Source organism: Pseudomonas sp. 14P_8.1_Bac3 (assembly GCF_025466085.1).
Taxonomy (GTDB): domain Bacteria; phylum Pseudomonadota; class Gammaproteobacteria; order Pseudomonadales; family Pseudomonadaceae; genus Aquipseudomonas.
This window is the reverse complement of the sequence record NZ_JANLOD010000072.1, coordinates 185223-201058: the sequence shown is the minus strand read 5'-3', so window position 1 is coordinate 201058 and position 15836 is coordinate 185223. Positions and strand designations below refer to the sequence as shown.

Annotated in this window: 13 protein-coding genes; 7 read left to right on the top strand and 6 right to left on the bottom strand. The window is 62.8% G+C overall.

Features of this window, described 5'->3' with window-relative positions; genetic code table 11:
- Positions 1-8 precede the first annotated feature (8 nt).
- Genes NTD84_RS26230 through NTD84_RS26215 form a run of 4 tightly spaced genes read left to right on the top strand, consistent with a single transcriptional unit; the run spans position 9 to position 3750 of the window.
- Complete coding sequence (locus NTD84_RS26230; RefSeq protein WP_262171723.1) at positions 9-1076, top strand: ABC transporter ATP-binding protein; 1068 nt, start codon at positions 9-11, stop codon at positions 1074-1076.
- Positions 1073-1915, top strand: a complete 843-nt coding sequence (locus NTD84_RS26225; protein WP_262171722.1) for an ABC transporter permease — start codon at positions 1073-1075, stop codon at positions 1913-1915. Before NTD84_RS26230 ends, NTD84_RS26225 begins: the two co-directional genes overlap by 4 nt.
- Positions 1912-2700, top strand: coding sequence for an ABC transporter permease (locus NTD84_RS26220; protein ID WP_262171721.1), 789 nt, complete (start codon positions 1912-1914; stop codon positions 2698-2700). The genes NTD84_RS26225 and NTD84_RS26220 overlap by 4 nt, the downstream gene beginning before the upstream one ends.
- Positions 2701-2736: 36 nt before the next feature.
- Positions 2737-3750, top strand: coding sequence for a proline racemase family protein (locus NTD84_RS26215; protein WP_262171719.1), 1014 nt, complete (start codon positions 2737-2739; stop codon positions 3748-3750).
- A 68-nt stretch (positions 3751-3818) separates the two neighbouring features.
- On the opposite strand, the gene NTD84_RS26210 is transcribed toward NTD84_RS26215, so the two are convergent.
- Complete coding sequence (locus tag NTD84_RS26210) at positions 3819-4745, bottom strand: Gfo/Idh/MocA family protein (RefSeq protein ID WP_262171718.1); 927 nt, start codon at positions 4743-4745, stop codon at positions 3819-3821.
- Between the two features lie 267 nt (positions 4746-5012).
- On the opposite strand from NTD84_RS26210, the gene NTD84_RS26205 reads away from it, so the two are divergent.
- The 3 genes from NTD84_RS26205 (at position 5013) to NTD84_RS26195 (ending at position 9992) form a co-directional block, all read left to right on the top strand.
- Complete coding sequence (locus tag NTD84_RS26205) at positions 5013-6758, top strand: hydantoinase B/oxoprolinase family protein (RefSeq protein ID WP_262171717.1); 1746 nt, start codon at positions 5013-5015, stop codon at positions 6756-6758.
- Positions 6759-6797: 39 nt separating this feature from the next.
- Positions 6798-8888: a hydantoinase/oxoprolinase family protein gene (locus NTD84_RS26200; RefSeq protein ID WP_262171715.1), complete on the top strand. Its 2091-nt coding sequence runs from the start codon at positions 6798-6800 to the stop codon at positions 8886-8888.
- A gap of 96 nt (positions 8889-8984) precedes the next feature.
- The gene (locus tag NTD84_RS26195) at positions 8985-9992 is read left to right on the top strand and encodes a helix-turn-helix domain-containing protein (protein ID WP_262171713.1); all 1008 of its coding nucleotides are present in this window, start codon (positions 8985-8987) and stop codon (positions 9990-9992) included.
- Positions 9993-10060: 68 nt separating this feature from the next.
- Here NTD84_RS26195 and NTD84_RS26190 read toward each other — a convergent pair whose 3' ends face one another.
- From NTD84_RS26190 to NTD84_RS26170, 5 genes are all read right to left on the bottom strand, one after another.
- Positions 10061-10756: a tRNA (adenine(22)-N(1))-methyltransferase gene (locus tag NTD84_RS26190; RefSeq protein WP_262171712.1), complete on the bottom strand. Its 696-nt coding sequence runs from the start codon at positions 10754-10756 to the stop codon at positions 10061-10063.
- 272 nt (positions 10757-11028) lie between these two features.
- A complete protein-coding gene (locus tag NTD84_RS26185; RefSeq protein WP_262171711.1) occupies positions 11029-11982 on the bottom strand; it encodes a PDR/VanB family oxidoreductase in 954 nt (317 codons plus the stop codon).
- Between the two features lie 38 nt (positions 11983-12020).
- A complete protein-coding gene (hutH, locus tag NTD84_RS26180) occupies positions 12021-13538 on the bottom strand; it encodes a histidine ammonia-lyase (protein ID WP_262171709.1) in 1518 nt (505 codons plus the stop codon).
- A complete protein-coding gene (locus NTD84_RS26175) occupies positions 13535-14575 on the bottom strand; it encodes an Ldh family oxidoreductase (RefSeq protein ID WP_262171707.1) in 1041 nt (346 codons plus the stop codon). Before NTD84_RS26175 ends, hutH begins: the two co-directional genes overlap by 4 nt.
- Entirely contained in the window at positions 14572-15831 is a 1260-nt protein-coding gene (locus NTD84_RS26170; protein WP_262171705.1) for an aromatic ring-hydroxylating oxygenase subunit alpha, read from the bottom strand. Before NTD84_RS26170 ends, NTD84_RS26175 begins: the two co-directional genes overlap by 4 nt.
- Positions 15832-15836 lie beyond the last annotated feature (5 nt).

The window sequence follows — 15836 nt, the reverse complement described above, 5'->3', positions numbered from 1 at the left end:
GGTCTGCAATGTCAGTTTTGTTGAGCATCGACAGTGTCTGTAAAAACTTCGGGCCATTCCAGGCGCTGGACAACATCCGGCTGGATATCGAGCAGGGCGAATTCATCGTGCTGCTCGGCCCCAGCGGTTGTGGCAAAACCACCTTGCTGCGTTCGATCGCCGGTTTCATGCAGCCCGATTCCGGCACCATCGCCATCGATGGCCAGGACGTGAGTCGGCTGCCGCCTTACCGTCGCCCCTTGAACACCGTGTTCCAGAACTACGCGCTGTTCCCGCACATGACCGTGCTGGAAAACGTCGCCTACGGCCCACGGCGCCAGGGCGTCGGTCGCGCCGAATCACGGCTCAAGGCGCGAGAGGCATTGGCGATGGTCGGCCTCGAGGCCCTGGAAGATCGATTCCCCCGCGGCATGTCCGGGGGTCAGCAGCAACGCGTGGCGCTGGCGCGCGCAATCGTCAACCAGCCGAAACTGCTGCTGCTCGATGAGCCGCTGTCGGCCCTCGACATGAAGCTGCGCAAGCGCATGCAACTTGAGCTCAAACATCTGCAGGCCAAGCTCGGTATCGCGTTCATTTTCGTCACCCACGACCAGGAAGAGGCGATGACCATCGCCGACCGGATCGTGGTGATGAATGCCGGGCGCATCGAACAGGTCGGGGCCAGCAGCGAGATCTATAGCGCCCCCGCGTCACGCTTCGTTGCCGACTTCATCGGCGAGGCCAACCTGATCGGCTATCAGGCCAACGACCGGGGTGAAATTCGCCTGGCGATCCGCCATAAACCGCTGCTGCACCCAGCCAAAAACCTGTTGCCGCGTGGGGTGGCCGTGCTGCGTCCCGAGCATTTGCAAGTACTGGACGCTACGAGTATCGAAGGTCCCGGTTGCTACGAAATCAACGGTACGGTGACCGATGTGGTCAGCGTCGGCAGCCACACCCTGGTCCACTCGATGATCGACGGCCATCCGATCGTGGCGCGTACCATGGGCTTGCCCCGGGCCGACCTGATGGCCGGCAGCGCCGTACGCCTGGGCTTCAACCCGGCGCATCTGCACCTGATCGGGGAGCCGGTATGAAACGCACGGCGCTTGCTCCGTCACTGATGCTGTTCGCTGCCCTGGCGTTTTTTACCGCGTTCTTTCTGGCACCGTTCGCCGTGGTGATTTTCGCCAGTCTGACCACCAGCACCGACCAGGCGTTCACCTTGCAGCACTACCTCCGGGTGTTGGGCGACCAGTACCACTGGGACGTGATTCTGGTGACGTTTCGTATCGCCGCGCTGACCACGTTGATTTCGCTGCTGCTCGGTTATCCGCTGGCCTGGTATCTGGTGCGCGTCGTCAAATGGCGGGCCTGGCGCCGTGCCTGTGTGATTCTGCTGGTGGTGCCGATGTTCACCAGCAACATCGTCCGCTCATTCGGCTGGATGGTGCTGCTGGGGCGCAAAGGCCTGATCAATCAGAGCCTGATGGAAACCGGCCTGATCGATACGCCGGTGCGTTTCCTCGGGACCGAACTCGGCATCCTGATCGGCATGGTGTACATCCTGCTGCCGTTCATTGTGCTGGCCGCCGGCAATGCCCTGGCCCAGGTTGATCCGGCCTATGAACAGGCCTCCGACGATCTGGGCGCCAGCCCTCGCGCGACCTTTTTCCATGTGGTGCTGCCACTGACCATGCCCGGAATCATTTCCGGCTCGATCATGGTGTTCACCCTGGCGGCGAGTGCCTACGTCACGCCGGCGCTGCTTTCCGGGGGACGCATCTCCGTGCTCTCGATGCTGATTTTCCAGCAATACAGTTCGGTCTTCGACTTCAACTATGGCGGAGCGCTGAGCGTCGTGCTGCTGATTTTTACCCTGGTAATGGTCGGGCTGGCCGGACGTGTCGGCAGTATTCGGGGGAGCAACCCATGATCACGCAAATCCTCGTCAGGCTGGTGGCCTGGTCCGTGCTGGGCTACATGCTGCTGCCGCTGGTGGTCATCCTTGGCGTCTCGGTCACCGCCTCGTCATTCCTGGCCTTCCCGCCACAAGGCTGGACCCTGGACTGGTACGCCAAAATGCTCAGTGATCCCAGCTACGTGGCCTCGTTTGCAACCAGCACGATCCTGGCCCTGACGGCGACCTTTGTCGCGGTGTTGCTCAGCGTTCCGGCGGCCCTGGCAATGGCGCGCTACGACTTCCCCGGCAAAGGCACGATTCTCGCGGCACTGACCTCGCCACTGGTGTTTCCGCACATTGTCCTGGGCGCGGCGCTGTTGCAGTTCGGCAGCTACTTCGGACTGACCCGCAGCTTCCTCGCGTTGCTGATTGGCCACACCATCATCATCTCGCCCTTCGTCCTGCGTTCGGTACTGTCGATGCTGACGCCCGAGCAGCGCGCCCTGGAAGAAGCCTCGAGCGACCTGGGCGCAACGCCGTGGGCCACGTTCTTTCTGGTAGTGCTGCCACAGATCCGGCCGGGCCTGGTCACCGGGTCGATCTTTGCCTTCATCTCGTCATGGATCAACGTCGAGCTGTCGATCTTCAACACCACGCCGGACCTCAACACCATACCGGTGAAGCTTTTCAACTACGTGCAGTACACCGTCGACCCGACTATTGCCGCTGCCTCCGGCGCGACCATCATCGTCGTCGTGGTCGCCGTGATCATTCTGGATCTGTGCATCGGTCTCGACCTTTTGTCAGAACGCAAATAACCCCCTTCATACATCCCGTAAGCCAGGAGTTCAGTCATGCGCATGCAAGACACGTTCGATGTCATCTATACCCATACCGAAGGCGAACCACTGTGCATCGTTCACAGCGGCATTCCCTACCCCGCCGGCTCAAGCATTCTGGCCAAGCGGACCTTTCTTGAGCAGAACTATGACTGGCTGCGCAAGGCACTGATGCAGGAGCCCCGGGGCCACAAGGACATGTTCGGCGTGTTCCTCACCCCGCCGTCGAGCAGCGAGTTCGACGCCGGGCTGATCTACATGGACGGCAGCGTGTACTCGCACATGTGCGGCCACGGCACCATCGCCGTGAGCATGGCGATGGTCGCCCTGGGCCTGGTGCCGCGCGGTGAAAACGGCATCACCAAAATCCGCTTCGAAACCACGGCCGGCCTGGTGGTGGCCGAGGTGGCGTCGGAAGGCGACACCGTGCTCTGGACCCGCTTCGAAAACGTGCCGGCCTACGTCGCCGCCCAAGACATTCCGATCCACCTGCCCGGCTACGGCGACCTCAAGGCCGACCTGGTGTGGGGCGGCAACTACTTCGGTATCGTCGACCTCAGTCATTGCGACCTGCGCATCAGCCCCGACAACGGCAGCGAACTCTCGCGCCTGGGCCTGTTGGCGCGCGACCAGATCAACCAGCAACTGAAAATCCAGCATCCGACCGAGGCGCACATCAACGACCTCAACTTCATTACCTTCTGGCACCCGGCGACTCTCGAAGGGGCGTTCTACAAGAACGTCCACGTCTTCAGCGCCGGCCAGCTCGACCGCTCTCCCGGCGGCACCGGCACCAGCGCGATGATGGCGATGTTCGAAGCACGGGGCAAACTGGGCCTGAACCAACCGATCCTCTCCGAAGGGCTGCTGGGCAGCGGCACGTTCGAAGGCTGCCTGCTGGGCGAAGTCGACCTCAACGGCACCCGCGCGGTGCGCCCTACCGTCAAGGGCACGGCCAGCATCCTCGGCACCTCGCGCTGGGTGATTGAACGTAATGACCCGGTGGGGGCGGGTTTTGTCGTCAACTGATTCGCTTGGTTGAACCCACAGCGTGAAACGCCCGGGCATGGCCCGGGCGTTTTGATTGGGGACGGCCGTTAATCGTAAAACGGCTCAACCAGTGCCCGACTGCCTGCGAAGAAGCTGTCGGCCACCAGTCGTAGCGGTTGCAGGTCCAGGTCACTGGCCCTGTCGGCAATCAGCTGCTGAAAATGTCGATACACCGCCGCGTACTCGCCCTCCTCCGATACTTCCTGGCGCACACCGTCGATGCTCAACAGTGCGCCGCCGTTATCCAGGCGCAGGACGCCTTCGGTGCAGCGAATCTCGATGCTCCACAGCTCATCATGGCCATGGTCGAAATCGAACTCCGCGCGGACATCGAGACGGCGCGCGTCGGACATTTTGATCGAAGCGGCAATCGGCGACTGGCAGTTGCTCGGGACACGCAGTTCGGCGGACTCGACAAACAGCGGCAGCGCCAGCAGATGGGTTGCGATCGACAAGGCATTGATGCCGGGATCGAACACGCCCAGCCCACCGGGTTGCCAGATCCAGGCCTGACCGGGGTGCCACTTGCGCACGTCTTCCTTCCAGTCGATCTGCACGCTTTGCAGGGTCCGGTTGGCCAGCCAGGCGCGGGCGGCTTCAATGCCGGGCGCGTAGCGTGAATGCCAGGCGAACAAACCGCTGACGCCCTGCTCCGTCACCTGATCGACCAGCGCCATCGCTTCACCCAAGGTGGCGCAGGGCGGCTTTTCGACCAGCACGTGCTTGCCGGCAGCCAGTGCCTGTCGCACCAGCGCGAAGCGCCCTTGGGGCGGTGTGCAAAACGCGATCGCATCCACCTGCGGACCCCGCTCGAGCAGTTCGCTCAGGGACTGGAAATTCTCCACCCCGGCGCAGGGCCGCCCTTGCGTGGCCACCGCCACCAGCTGGAATGCGGGGTTGGCGTGAATAGCGGGAACGTGTTGATCCTGGGCAATCTTGCCGTAGCCCACCAGACCGAGACGGATCGGTTGCATCAATGACTCCCTGTTTTTCTTTTTTAGGTCAGCGAAGCGCCAAGATTACGATTGAATCGCATAGAAGTCATTGCTGGCGTGGTGACGCGCCAGCGTGGGCGCTCAGGATTCAAACCTCAGGGCCGCACGCACTGGCCAATGCACTCAGGATCAACAAACAGTGCACTTTGCGCCAAGCCAGTCACCGGCCCGAGCGCGTAGTTTTGTGTCGTGGGTTAGACGTTCGTCCTGACCTTCACCTGATAACAACAAGATTTCTGGTGACCCATGAGCACAGTAGATCCGATCACCCTGGCCGTCGTGCGAGGCGCGCTCGAAACCGCGCAGCGCGAGATGACCATCACCCTTGAAAAAACCGGTCGTTCGAGCGTTTTCAACCTCGCTCACGATTATTCGAATGCGCTCTTCGACCACTTTCCGGAAATGATCCTGCAAGGCCAGGACATCCCTATTCATCTCGGTTCGCTGATACCGGCAATGAAATGCGTCGCCGGTTTCTTCGGTGATGATGTCCAGGAAGGCGATGTGATCTACCACAATGACCCCGCCTACATGGGCAGCCATATCCTCGACTGCTGCATGTACAAACCGGTGTTTTACCAGGGCGAGCTGGTGTTCTGGGCCGTTTGCAAGGGCCACCTGACCGACATCGGCGGTCCCGTGCCGGCCGGCTACAACCCCGATGCCAAAGAAATTTACGCCGAAGGCCTGCGCATCCCTCCGGTGAAGCTCTGGTCCCAAGGCAAGCGCCGCGAGGACGTGATCAACCTGTTGCTGACCAACATGCGCGCCCGTGCCTATCAGGAAGGCGATCTCAACGCCCAGTTCGGCGCCTGCAACGTCGGCGAACGGCACTTGCTCGACCTGCTTGATCGCTACGGCGTCGAACAAGTGCGCGCGTGCATCGCCGAATTGAAAGACATGGCCGACCGGCACATGCGCGACTTGTTGCGTGAGGTTCCGGACGGGTTCTACACCGGTACTGCAGTGCTGGAGGATTCAGGCCACGGGCTGGGCGAATTGTCGATCACGGCGCAAGTGGAAATTCGCGGTGACGAGGCGCACATCCTGATCGAGAGCCCGCCGCAGGTGCCCTACTTCATTAACTCTTACGCCGGCAACTCGGTGTCCGGGGTGTATCTGGGCCTGATGATGTTTGCCCAGGTGCCGCCGCCGTACAACGAAGGTCTGTACCGTTGCGTATCGGTGGACCTCGGCCCACCGGGTACCTTGTGCAATGCGCAGGAACCGGCGCCGCACGTCAACAGTACGACCACGCCGATGGAAACCCTGGCCGATGCGGTACGCCAGGCACTGGAGCAAGCAGCCCCCGGGCGTGTCACTGCCTCCTGGGGCCACGCCAGCGGAATCAACATTGCGGGCCATGACCCGCGCAATGGAAACGACGAGTACGTGACCATGGTGCTGGCTTCGATCATCTCCGGTGCCGGCGCGAACAAGGCCATGGACGGCTGGCCCGCCTGCGGCCCGCTGTGTTGTTTCGGTGCATTGATGTCCGGCGATATCGAGCTGCTGGAGTACGCCTATCCGATCCTCATTCACCGCTACAGCCTGATGACCGACAGTGGCGGCGCCGGTGAATTCCGCGGTGGGTCGGGCACTCGCATCGAGATCGAGCCGCTGAATCACGCGATGACCGTGGTCGGTTTTGGTGAAGGCCGGCAACTGCCGACCTCGGGTGCCGCGGGCGCGACCAACGTCCTGCTCGAACCCAAGCTCGGTCGGCTGATCCATCGCAAGGGCGACGGCGACGAGCAGCACTTTACCTACAACGCGCAACTCACGGCGCAGCCGGGCGAACGGGTCATCAACATCAACCCGGGAGGCGGTGGTTACGGCAATCCTCTGCGACGCCCGGTCGCGAGTGTATTGAACGACGTGCGCGATGGCCTGGTGTCCCGAGAAGGCGCGCGCCTGGAGTATGGCGTGGTGCTCGACAGCAACGGCCGGGTCGATGAAGCCGCGACCCACGCCTGCCGCACCCCGCATTAATCGAGCCCGGCCCCTTTGAGCAACTTGGAATCCTTCATCATGACCAAGCAACAATATCGTCTGGGCATTGACGCCGGCGGCACCTTTACCGATTTCATCCTGGCTGACCGCAGTGGCAACGTGCAGTTGTTCAAGGCGCCGTCGACGCCCCAGGACGGCACCCTCGCCATCCGCAACGGCCTGGCGCAGATCGCCGACGCCATCGGACGCACGCCGGCCGAGATCATTGCTGACTGCGACCTGTGCATCAACGGCACCACCGTGGCCCTGAACGCCCTGATCGAAAAAACCGGGGTGAAAGTCGGCTTGCTGTGTACCGATGGGCATGAAGACAGCCTGGAAATCCGCCTGGGCCACAAAGAGGACGGGCATCGCTACGATGCCAGCTACCCGCCGGCCTACATGCTGGTCCCGCGTCATCTGCGTCGGCCCATTCGCGGCCGGATCCTCAGCGACGGCAGCGAATACGCTGCGCTCGATGAACAGGCGATTCTCGACGCCATCGAGTATTTCCGCGAGCAGGACGTCAAAGCCGTGGCCATTTCGTTTGTCTGGTCCGTGCGCAACCCGAGTCACGAACGGCGCGCGGCAGAAATAGTGCGCGCCGCACTGCCGGGCGTATTTGTCTGCACGGGCAATGAGGTATTCCCGCAAATCCGCGAGTACACCCGCACCTCGACCACCGTGGTCAACGCGTATCTGAGCCCGGTCATGGGCCGCTACATCGAGAAGATCGACGCCTTGTTCGAAGAGCTCGGCGCGCAACAACCCACGCGTTATTTTCAATCCAACGGCGGCCTCGCGCCCGGCGTCGTGATGCGCGAACGCGCGGTCAATGCCATCAACTCGGGCCCGGCGTCCGCGCCGCAAGCCGGGCTGTGCGTCGCGCAGCCGTTCGGCATCGACAACGTGATCACCGTGGACATGGGCGGCACCTCGTTCGACATCACCTTGAGCAAGTCGGGGCGCACCAACTTCAGCAAGGACACTGACTTCCTGCGCTACCGCATCGGCGTGCCAATGATTCAGGTAGAAACCCTCGGTGCCGGCGGTGGCTCGATTGCCTTCCTCGATGACTTCGGGATGCTCCAGGTCGGCCCGCGCAGCGCCGGTGCCAACCCTGGACCGGTGTGCTACGGCAAGGGCGGCACAGAGCCGACCGTCACCGACGCCAACCTGGCGCTCGGCTATCTGGCCGACGGCGCCCTGCTGGGCGGCAGCATCCGGCTCGACCGCCAGGCCGCCATCGAGGCCATCCGACGCAAAGTCGCCGAGCCTTTAGGCATTAGCGTCGAGCGTGCGGCCATCGGCATCATCACCCTGGTGAACCTGAACATGGTCAGCGGCATTCGCCGGGTTTCAGTCGAACGTGGTTATGACCCGCGGGACTTCGCCCTGATCGGCGCGGGCGGCGCAGCGGGCATGCACGTGATGCGCCTGGCCGAAGAAATCGGCAGCCAGGTGGTGCTCATTCCGAAAGTGGCCTCCGGCCTGTGTGCGTACGGGCAGATTCTCTCGGACATTCGCTATGACCAGTTGACCACGCTGCCGATGCGTCTTGACGATCAACTGGTCAATCTGCCGCTGCTCAACCAGACGCTACGCGACTTGCGCGAACGCGGGATGAACAACCTGCGCGAGGACGGTTTCGGCGCCGGGAACAACGTTGAGTGCCTGTACAACCTGGAGATCCGCTACCTCGGGCAGATTCACGAATGCAGCATCGAGCTGACCTGCGATCAACTGGACCAGAACGGGCTGGTCGCCTTGCGCGAGGCGTTCCACACGCGGCACAAAGCGCTTTTTTCGTACAGCGAGCCCGAGAGCCCGGTGGAGATGGTGAACCTCGAGTGCTCGGTCATCGCACGCTTGCAGCGCCCGCCGATGCCTGAGCTGCCTCTGCCTCTCGAGGATGTCGCACCCAGCGCCAGCGGTTACCGCTCGATGCTGTTCAGCGCTGAAACGAACTGGCAGGAAACCCCGGTGTACAACGGTGATCGCTTGCAAGCCGGGCAAACGGTCCAGGGCCCTTGTGTGATTGAAGAGTCGACGACCAGCATCGTCGTGCCCCCAGGCTGGCAGGCAACGCTTGCGCCGTCGGCTACCTACCGGCTGACACCTTGTGATTGACCGCCCGTAAGCATTGGCAAATGATGGCGAACCAACGGGGCCGACATTTGTTCATGTCGGCCCCGTCCTCATAATAAAAATCTTACGAGGGCAGCCATGGCGTACAAACTCTCCACCCGCTCCTGGTCCGACAGCCAACGCCAGCCACTCTGGTCGAATGCGATCGCCCGTGCCTATTTTCCGCTTTCACTGGAGTTCGCCCCCAGCGCCACGTTCAGCGGCAGCCTGCAGATCTGGGAAACCGGCAGCACGCCTCTGACGCTGTCGCGCCTGCGCTCCAGTCAGCTCGGTTATTCGCGCAGCAAAGCCCAGGTCAGTGAAGACAACGAAGCCTGCTACCTCGTCACCGTGCCGCGTCGTAGCGAAGTGCATTTCGAACAGGACGGGCGAGCACTGCATTGCCAGCCAGGCGGGTTCATTTTCGAGCGCGGCGATGCCCCCTACCGCTTTCACTATGCCAGCGACAACGACCTGTGGGTGTTCAAGCTCCCCGAGCGCGCGCTCCACGGCCAACTGCGCGGCGCCGAGCGCTATACGCGCTTTTGCTTCGATGCCAGGCGCGCACTGGGCCGGATCTTTGTCGATCAGTTGGCCATGTGTGCCGCCCGTTTCGATGAGTGCAACGAGGCCGCCCGCCACATGCTGCTGGAGCAGGCACTGTCGACGTTGTTGATGGCGTTACGGGAGGATGAGCGCGTCCTCAGCAGCGAACATTCGAACCTGGCCGCCCTGCATTTGCAGCGCATCGAGCAATACGTCGAGAACCAACTGGGCAACCCCGACCTGACGCCGCAGAAGGTCGCTGATGCCTGCGGCCTGTCGGTGCGCTACCTGCATAAACTGTTTAGCAGCACGCCCTACAGCCTCGGCGAGTGGATTCGCCTGAGGCGTCTCGAGGCGGTCAACAGAGGCTTGCTCGACCCCAACTGTCACTTGTCTATCGGCGAGCTGGCGATGCGCTGGGGGTTCAGTGACCAGACTCAATTTACCCGCAGCTTCCGCCAGCACTTCGGCTGCACTGCCAGCGAAGTACGCACGGGTGCGGCTGTCCTGCCTGTTGAGCAGGGTCGACGGTCGACCCATCGGTCGCACCAAAGGCAATAGCCGTCCGGGCCAGCGTTGCCTCTAACCGCGTACCGTTTTGATTGGGCGACACGTTCGAGGCACGGCGCTCAAGCCAGCAGTTCAGTGATCCAGCGCGCCTGCCGGGCGATCTCCTGCAACTTCTCCTCGGGCACGGCCTGTCGTGCCCGGGCGAACTGGGTCAGGGTCTTCTGTTTTTCGCGCAGTATGCGCTGCCACTTGGCGAGGAACGCCGGGCTGCGTGCCTGCATCTGCAGTGGGCCGAAGTACAGGGCCTCGGCGGTGTACGTTACCGGCCCGGTGCGCTCGGCGACGATGATTTCGTAGTAGAAGCGGTTTTCCCGCAGTAACTCCTCAAAGAGGATGCGGTAGCCATTGTCCATCAGCCATTGACGCAGTGGTTGTTCGCCGCCGTTGGGTTGCAGGATCAAGCGCTCATGGCCACTGAGGCGCGCCTTGCCGCTGTCGAGGATGTCGCGGATCGTTTCGCCGCCCATGCCGCAGAGGCTGACGGCGGTGATCCCGTCGTCCGGTTCAATCGCCGCCAGGCCACTGGCCAGGCGCACGCTGATTCGCTCGCTCAAACCGTTTTCGCGCACGGTGCGCTCGGCCGAGCGGAACGGCGTCAGTGCCACTTCACCGGCCACCGCCGCAGCGATCACGCCACGGCGCATCAACGCCACCGGCAGGTAGCCATGATCCGAGCCGATATCGGCCAGGCACGCCCCCATCGGGACATGCGCCGCCACGCGCTCCAGACGCGCAGATAAGCTGTGTTCGTTCAACTGCCGCCCCTTTCACCGCGAACGTCCGGCGCATTTGCCCGGATCGGGGCGCGATTCTGTCGGGCAACGCGGCGCATTTCAACTTTATGCGACAACGGCCTCCTGCAGAGTCCCCTGCCGACCGCTCCCTCTCTCGGCGGGTGATCGACGGCCCCAGCAAATGCTCAATTAATGACCAACGTGTGACAAGCCCCGCAGACCGTGCCTCTTGGGGCATTATCCACAGGTATACCCACTCAATCTGTGGATAGCTTTGCGAAGACGCTCCCCCGCTAAAGCGCCAACACCAACCTCCTGCTTTTCGAACGAGAACAACACGGTGTGAACTGGTCGTTCAGCGCATGTTCCTTCTCGCTCATGAACACATCCCGATGATCCGGAATGCCGTCGAGCACCTCCGTCAGGCAAGCACCGCAAACACCTTGCTTGCACGAAGAAGGCAGCTCGATGCCGGCAGCACACAAGACGTCCAGCACGCTCTTGTCAGCCGGTACTTGCAGGACCCGTCCTGTCTCCGCCAGCTCGACTTCGAATGCCTGATCGACATCGTGCGCCACCACCGACGCGGCAAAATACTCGCGATGAATCTGTTCAGTCGGCCAACCGAGCCCGTGGGCGGCGTTGATCACATAGTCCATGAATCCGTTCGGGCCGCAGACGTAGAGGTGGGTGTCCGCACAGGGCGCCGCCAGTACACGATTCAAGTCCAATAGCTGATCGCGCTCGCCACTGTCGAAGTGCAGGCTGACCTTGTCGGCAAAATCGGACTCGCCAATAAGCGGCAAGAATGCCGCGCGCCGTGGCTCGCGCACGCAGTAGTGCAGCTCGAATTCAGCGCCCTCGCGGACCAGTTGAAAGGCCATCGCGAGTATCGGCGTGATGCCGATCCCGCCCCCCAACAACACCGATCGACGCGCCCCCGTGTTTAGCGGGAAGTGGTTTTTCGGCGCGCTGATCGTCAGCCGGTCACCCACGCCAATACGCTCGTGCATGCCACGAGATCCGCCGCGTGACGTCGGTTCGTACAACACCGCAATCACATAGCGATCGCGTTCCAGCGGACTGTTGCACAACGAGTATTGGCGAGTGATGTCGGCGCTGGTTTGCACATCGATGTGCGCCCCCGCCGTGAAGTCCGGCAAAGGCTGCCCATCTTCACGGCGCAACTCGAAACTGCAAATGCCCTCCGCCTCCTGGCGTTTTTTTACGACGATGACGTCAAACATGCCGTTGCCCCGTTATCTGATAAACCCTTGCGCCCATTTCATTGCACCTTGCACAGAAACAGCGTGTCGTCGGGGGCGTAGCGCGCGATGAGGCGACTGAGCGCGGCTATGTCTTCGCCCAGCGGACGGTCATCGGCATAGCGCGTCACGCGGGTGCGCACCGCTTGATAAATCGCCAGCGTCCGGGGCGCGGGTTTCAGGTCGGGCTCCAGCAAGTCGTAACACTGGCACGCCGCCAACAGTTCGATGGCCAACAGGCTTTCGAGGTTGTCGAGGATCTCGTGGGCCTTCAACGCGGCCGGGGTCGCGTGGCACAGAATGTCTTCCTGCAACCCGGAAGTGACGCCACCGTCGAGACTGGCGGGCGCGGCAAGGCGACGGTTGTGTGCCGCCAGCGAGGCCGCCGTGTATTGCGCGATCATGAAGCCCGATTCCACCCCGCTGCTGCCCGCGAGGAACGGCGGCAAACCATTTACCAGCGGATTCACCAGACGATCGATGCGGCGTTCGCAAATCGCCCCCAGTTGCGCGGTTGCCACGGCGATCTGGTCCATGGCCAGGCCAATACCCGCCCCCACTGCGTGCGCCTCGGAATAAATCTCCGGTGCTTCAGGGCTGCCGCACACCACCGGGTTGTCGGTGACGCTGGCCAACTCGCGCTCGACCACGGTCAGCGCCTGGGCCCACGCATCGCGCACCGCGCCGTGCACCTGAGGAATGCTGCGCAGGCTCAACGGGTCCTGGGTCTTGCGCCCGGCGGCGGCCAATAAAATGCCCGAACCGGCGAGCAAGGTGTTCAGACGCTGACTGACCTGCATCAGGCCGGGCGAGGTGCGCAGGGCCATGGACACCGGATGCAGGGCGCGGATCTGGCAGCGCTGGGTTTCGAAGCTGAGTGCCGCAATGGTGTCCGCCCAGTCCATCAATTGGCGGGTGCGCTCCAGCAGCAAACTGCCGAGCCCCGTGACACACGGCGAACCGTTCACCAGGCATAGGCCCTCCTTTGCCGCCAGCACCAGCGGCTTGATGCCCAGCCGGTCAAGCGCCACCGCAGCCGACATGCGCACGCCGTCGAGCAGGCACTGGCCGTGACCGATCAACAGCAAGCCGATGTGCGCCATGTGACTGATGTAACCCACCGAGCCATGACGCGGTACCTGCGGGGTGCATCCGGCATTGAGCAGCAGAACCAGGCGCTCGACCACCTCCAGCCGCAACCCGGAATAACCGTGCGCATAGTTGTTGATCGCCGCAACCATGATCGCCCGTGTTTCGCTGACCCCCAGAGGCCTGCCAACCCCCACGGCATGGCTCATCAAAATGTTGCGTGACAACGCGCTTTGTTGCGCCGGCGGCACTATCGTGTCGGACAACGCCCCGACCCCGGTGTTGACGCCGTAGGCACGCAGGTTGTTATCCACCACGCTGCGCACGATGGCGTGGGCATGGGTGATGCGCGCCTTGGCGGCGCTGGACAATTCCAGTACCGCCTGTTTGACGGCCACTTCGGCCACCTGCGCCGTGCTCAAGGGTTGATCCAGCAACACCAGGTTCATTGGGCACCTCCTTTGTGTGCGACGGGCGATCCTTGATCGGCATAACGGCCGATCAGCTCCCAGAGTTCGACGGGCACTTCGATGCCGTTTTCGTTGCCTTGACGCGCCTGAAGTCGGCGCTCGCCAGGCAGGCGTACGCGAGGTTCGGCTTGCAGTGCTGCGAACAGGTTTTCAGTGCGTGCCACGAATGTCGCCCCGCCAAATGCGGCAGGATCGAACGCGATGACCAGTTGCCCGGTGCGCGGTGGCCCACCTTCGCAATCGCCGAACGAAGAGGCCTCGAAGGAAAAATGGGAGCCGCTCAACCCGGCGGCCAGAATGTCGACCAGCAAGGCGAGGCTGGCGCCTTTGTAGCCCCCGATCGGGCTCAGGCTGCCGGCCATGGCCGCGTCAGCATCGGTGGTCGGCTGACCGTCGGCATCCAGCGCCCAACCGGCCGGCAGCGCCAGGCCACGACGCTGTGCATCGATCACGGCGACCTTGGCCACCACACTGGAGGATTGATCGATCACCAACGGTGGCCGCCCTTCCCGTGGGGTCGCAAACGCCAACGGGTTGGTGCCGAAAAACGCCGCCTTGCCGCCATGGGGCGCGATCGATGGCGAAGCGTTGGCCACCATCAAGGCGACCAGCCCTTGCTCCGCCAGCTCTTCGACAAAATAGCCCAGCGAACCACAAGCGTAGGACTGTCCCACCGCCAGCGCCGCCATGCCTTGGCGTCGCGTGGCCTGGACCAATAACGGCAAGCCCAGGGCCAGCGCCGGATGGGCGAAACCGGTTCGCGCATCGACCCGGATCAGTGAAGGCGCCAGCACCTCGGCGCTTGGCTGCGCAGCACCATCGACCTTGCCGCAGGCGGCGTGGTCGCAGTAGGTCGGCAGATAGGACAACCCGACCATCGGCTGCCCGTCGCGCTCGGCAAACGCAATCGAGCGCGCCACGGCACGGGCATTCTCGGGGCTGACATGGCTGGCCACCAACGCGGTGGCGGCACGGTTTTCGATCTCGGCCAGGCTGAGGATAAGAGTGGCGGTCATGCGGCGGTCTCCCGGTGAATAAGGTGGGCGTGAGTCAGCGGTGCCAGCTCGGCAAGCATTTGCTCGGCGTACCAGCGAATGAAGTCGCGGGTGCCGCCTTCGATCAACTCGGAATACGGGCCGGGGCGATAAGCGCTGCCGCGAATGCCCAGGTGATTGTTTTCCGCCAAAAAGCGATCCTGATCGTTGGTGGTGGCCCAGATTTCCTTGAGTCGATCGACCTGATAATCCACACCCTCCTGCGCGTCCTTGTGCACCAGCCAATGGGTGGTCACCAGGGTCTCTTCGGGGCCGATCGGCAACACCCGGAAGGTCACCGCGTGGTCCGCCTGAATATGGTTCCAGGTGTTGGGCAGGCTCATCAGGCGCACCGAACCCAGGTCGGCATCGGTCAGGTTGCCGAGCAGGCGCGCGCACCCCGATTTCCCGTCGACGGTCATCGACACACGGCCATCGGTGAACGGCAGCCGCACGGCGCGGTAACGCTCGTTGCCCTGGGTATGAGCATGGGGAATGCCCAGACGGTCCCAGTCCGCCGCCTTGCGTTCGACCAACGCCTTGTATTCGGGCTTGATGCGCGGGTCGTCCGGGTCGTCGAACTCGGTGATGATGTGCATCAACTCCGGGTGCGAACCCACGCAGTGGTAGCACTCGCGGTTGTTCTCGATCACCAGTTTCCAGTTGGCTTTTTCCACCAGTGTCTGGGTGTGAGCGACTTTGGCATCGTCCAGGCCATGGGGCAGCAGGTAGGGTTCGACATCCTGGCGAAACGGTTCGAAGTCGCTCGGCTCATCGGCGAAGTTGATGAAGATGTAGCCGCCCACCACCCCGACCGCGACCGGTGTCAGCTGGAAATCGGCACGCTCGAAGTCGTCGCCCATCAGCCGCGTGCCGGTCAGTTGCCCCTCCAGGTCGTAAGACCATTGGTGATACGGGCAGACCAGGCGCTTGGTGCTGCCGCGCTCTTCCAGGCAGATCCGTGAGCCACGATGGCGGCAGGTGTTGTGGAACGCCTTGACCGCACCGTCCTTGCCGCGAATGACGATCACCGAGTCACGCCCCACGTCCACTCGCAGCCAGTCGCCATGGTTGGGGATCTCGCAGGTCATGGCCGCGAACAGCCACTGACGGCGAAAGAACACCTGCATTTCCAGCTCGAAAAAATCCTGGTCCACATAGAAGGGCTGCTCCAGCCCCCAATCCTCGCGCCGCCTGGACAGCAGCGCATAGGCGTGATCGATCACGTTCTGCTTCATGGCAA

Coding starts and splice junctions, on each gene's coding strand:
- NTD84_RS26215 (WP_262171719.1), top strand. CDS start 2,737: ATGCGCATGCAAGACACGTTCGATGTCATCTATACCCATACCGAAGGC.
- NTD84_RS26220 (WP_262171721.1), top strand. CDS start 1,912: ATGATCACGCAAATCCTCGTCAGGCTGGTGGCCTGGTCCGTGCTGGGC.
- hutH (WP_262171709.1), bottom strand. CDS start 13,538: ATGAACCTGGTGTTGCTGGATCAACCCTTGAGCACGGCGCAGGTGGCC.
- NTD84_RS26175 (WP_262171707.1), bottom strand. CDS start 14,575: ATGACCGCCACTCTTATCCTCAGCCTGGCCGAGATCGAAAACCGTGCC.
- NTD84_RS26205 (WP_262171717.1), top strand. CDS start 5,013: ATGAGCACAGTAGATCCGATCACCCTGGCCGTCGTGCGAGGCGCGCTC.
- NTD84_RS26195 (WP_262171713.1), top strand. CDS start 8,985: ATGGCGTACAAACTCTCCACCCGCTCCTGGTCCGACAGCCAACGCCAG.
- NTD84_RS26200 (WP_262171715.1), top strand. CDS start 6,798: ATGACCAAGCAACAATATCGTCTGGGCATTGACGCCGGCGGCACCTTT.
- NTD84_RS26230 (WP_262171723.1), top strand. CDS start 9: ATGTCAGTTTTGTTGAGCATCGACAGTGTCTGTAAAAACTTCGGGCCA.
- NTD84_RS26170 (WP_262171705.1), bottom strand. CDS start 15,831: ATGAAGCAGAACGTGATCGATCACGCCTATGCGCTGCTGTCCAGGCGG.
- NTD84_RS26210 (WP_262171718.1), bottom strand. CDS start 4,745: ATGCAACCGATCCGTCTCGGTCTGGTGGGCTACGGCAAGATTGCCCAG.
- NTD84_RS26185 (WP_262171711.1), bottom strand. CDS start 11,982: ATGTTTGACGTCATCGTCGTAAAAAAACGCCAGGAGGCGGAGGGCATT.
- NTD84_RS26225 (WP_262171722.1), top strand. CDS start 1,073: ATGAAACGCACGGCGCTTGCTCCGTCACTGATGCTGTTCGCTGCCCTG.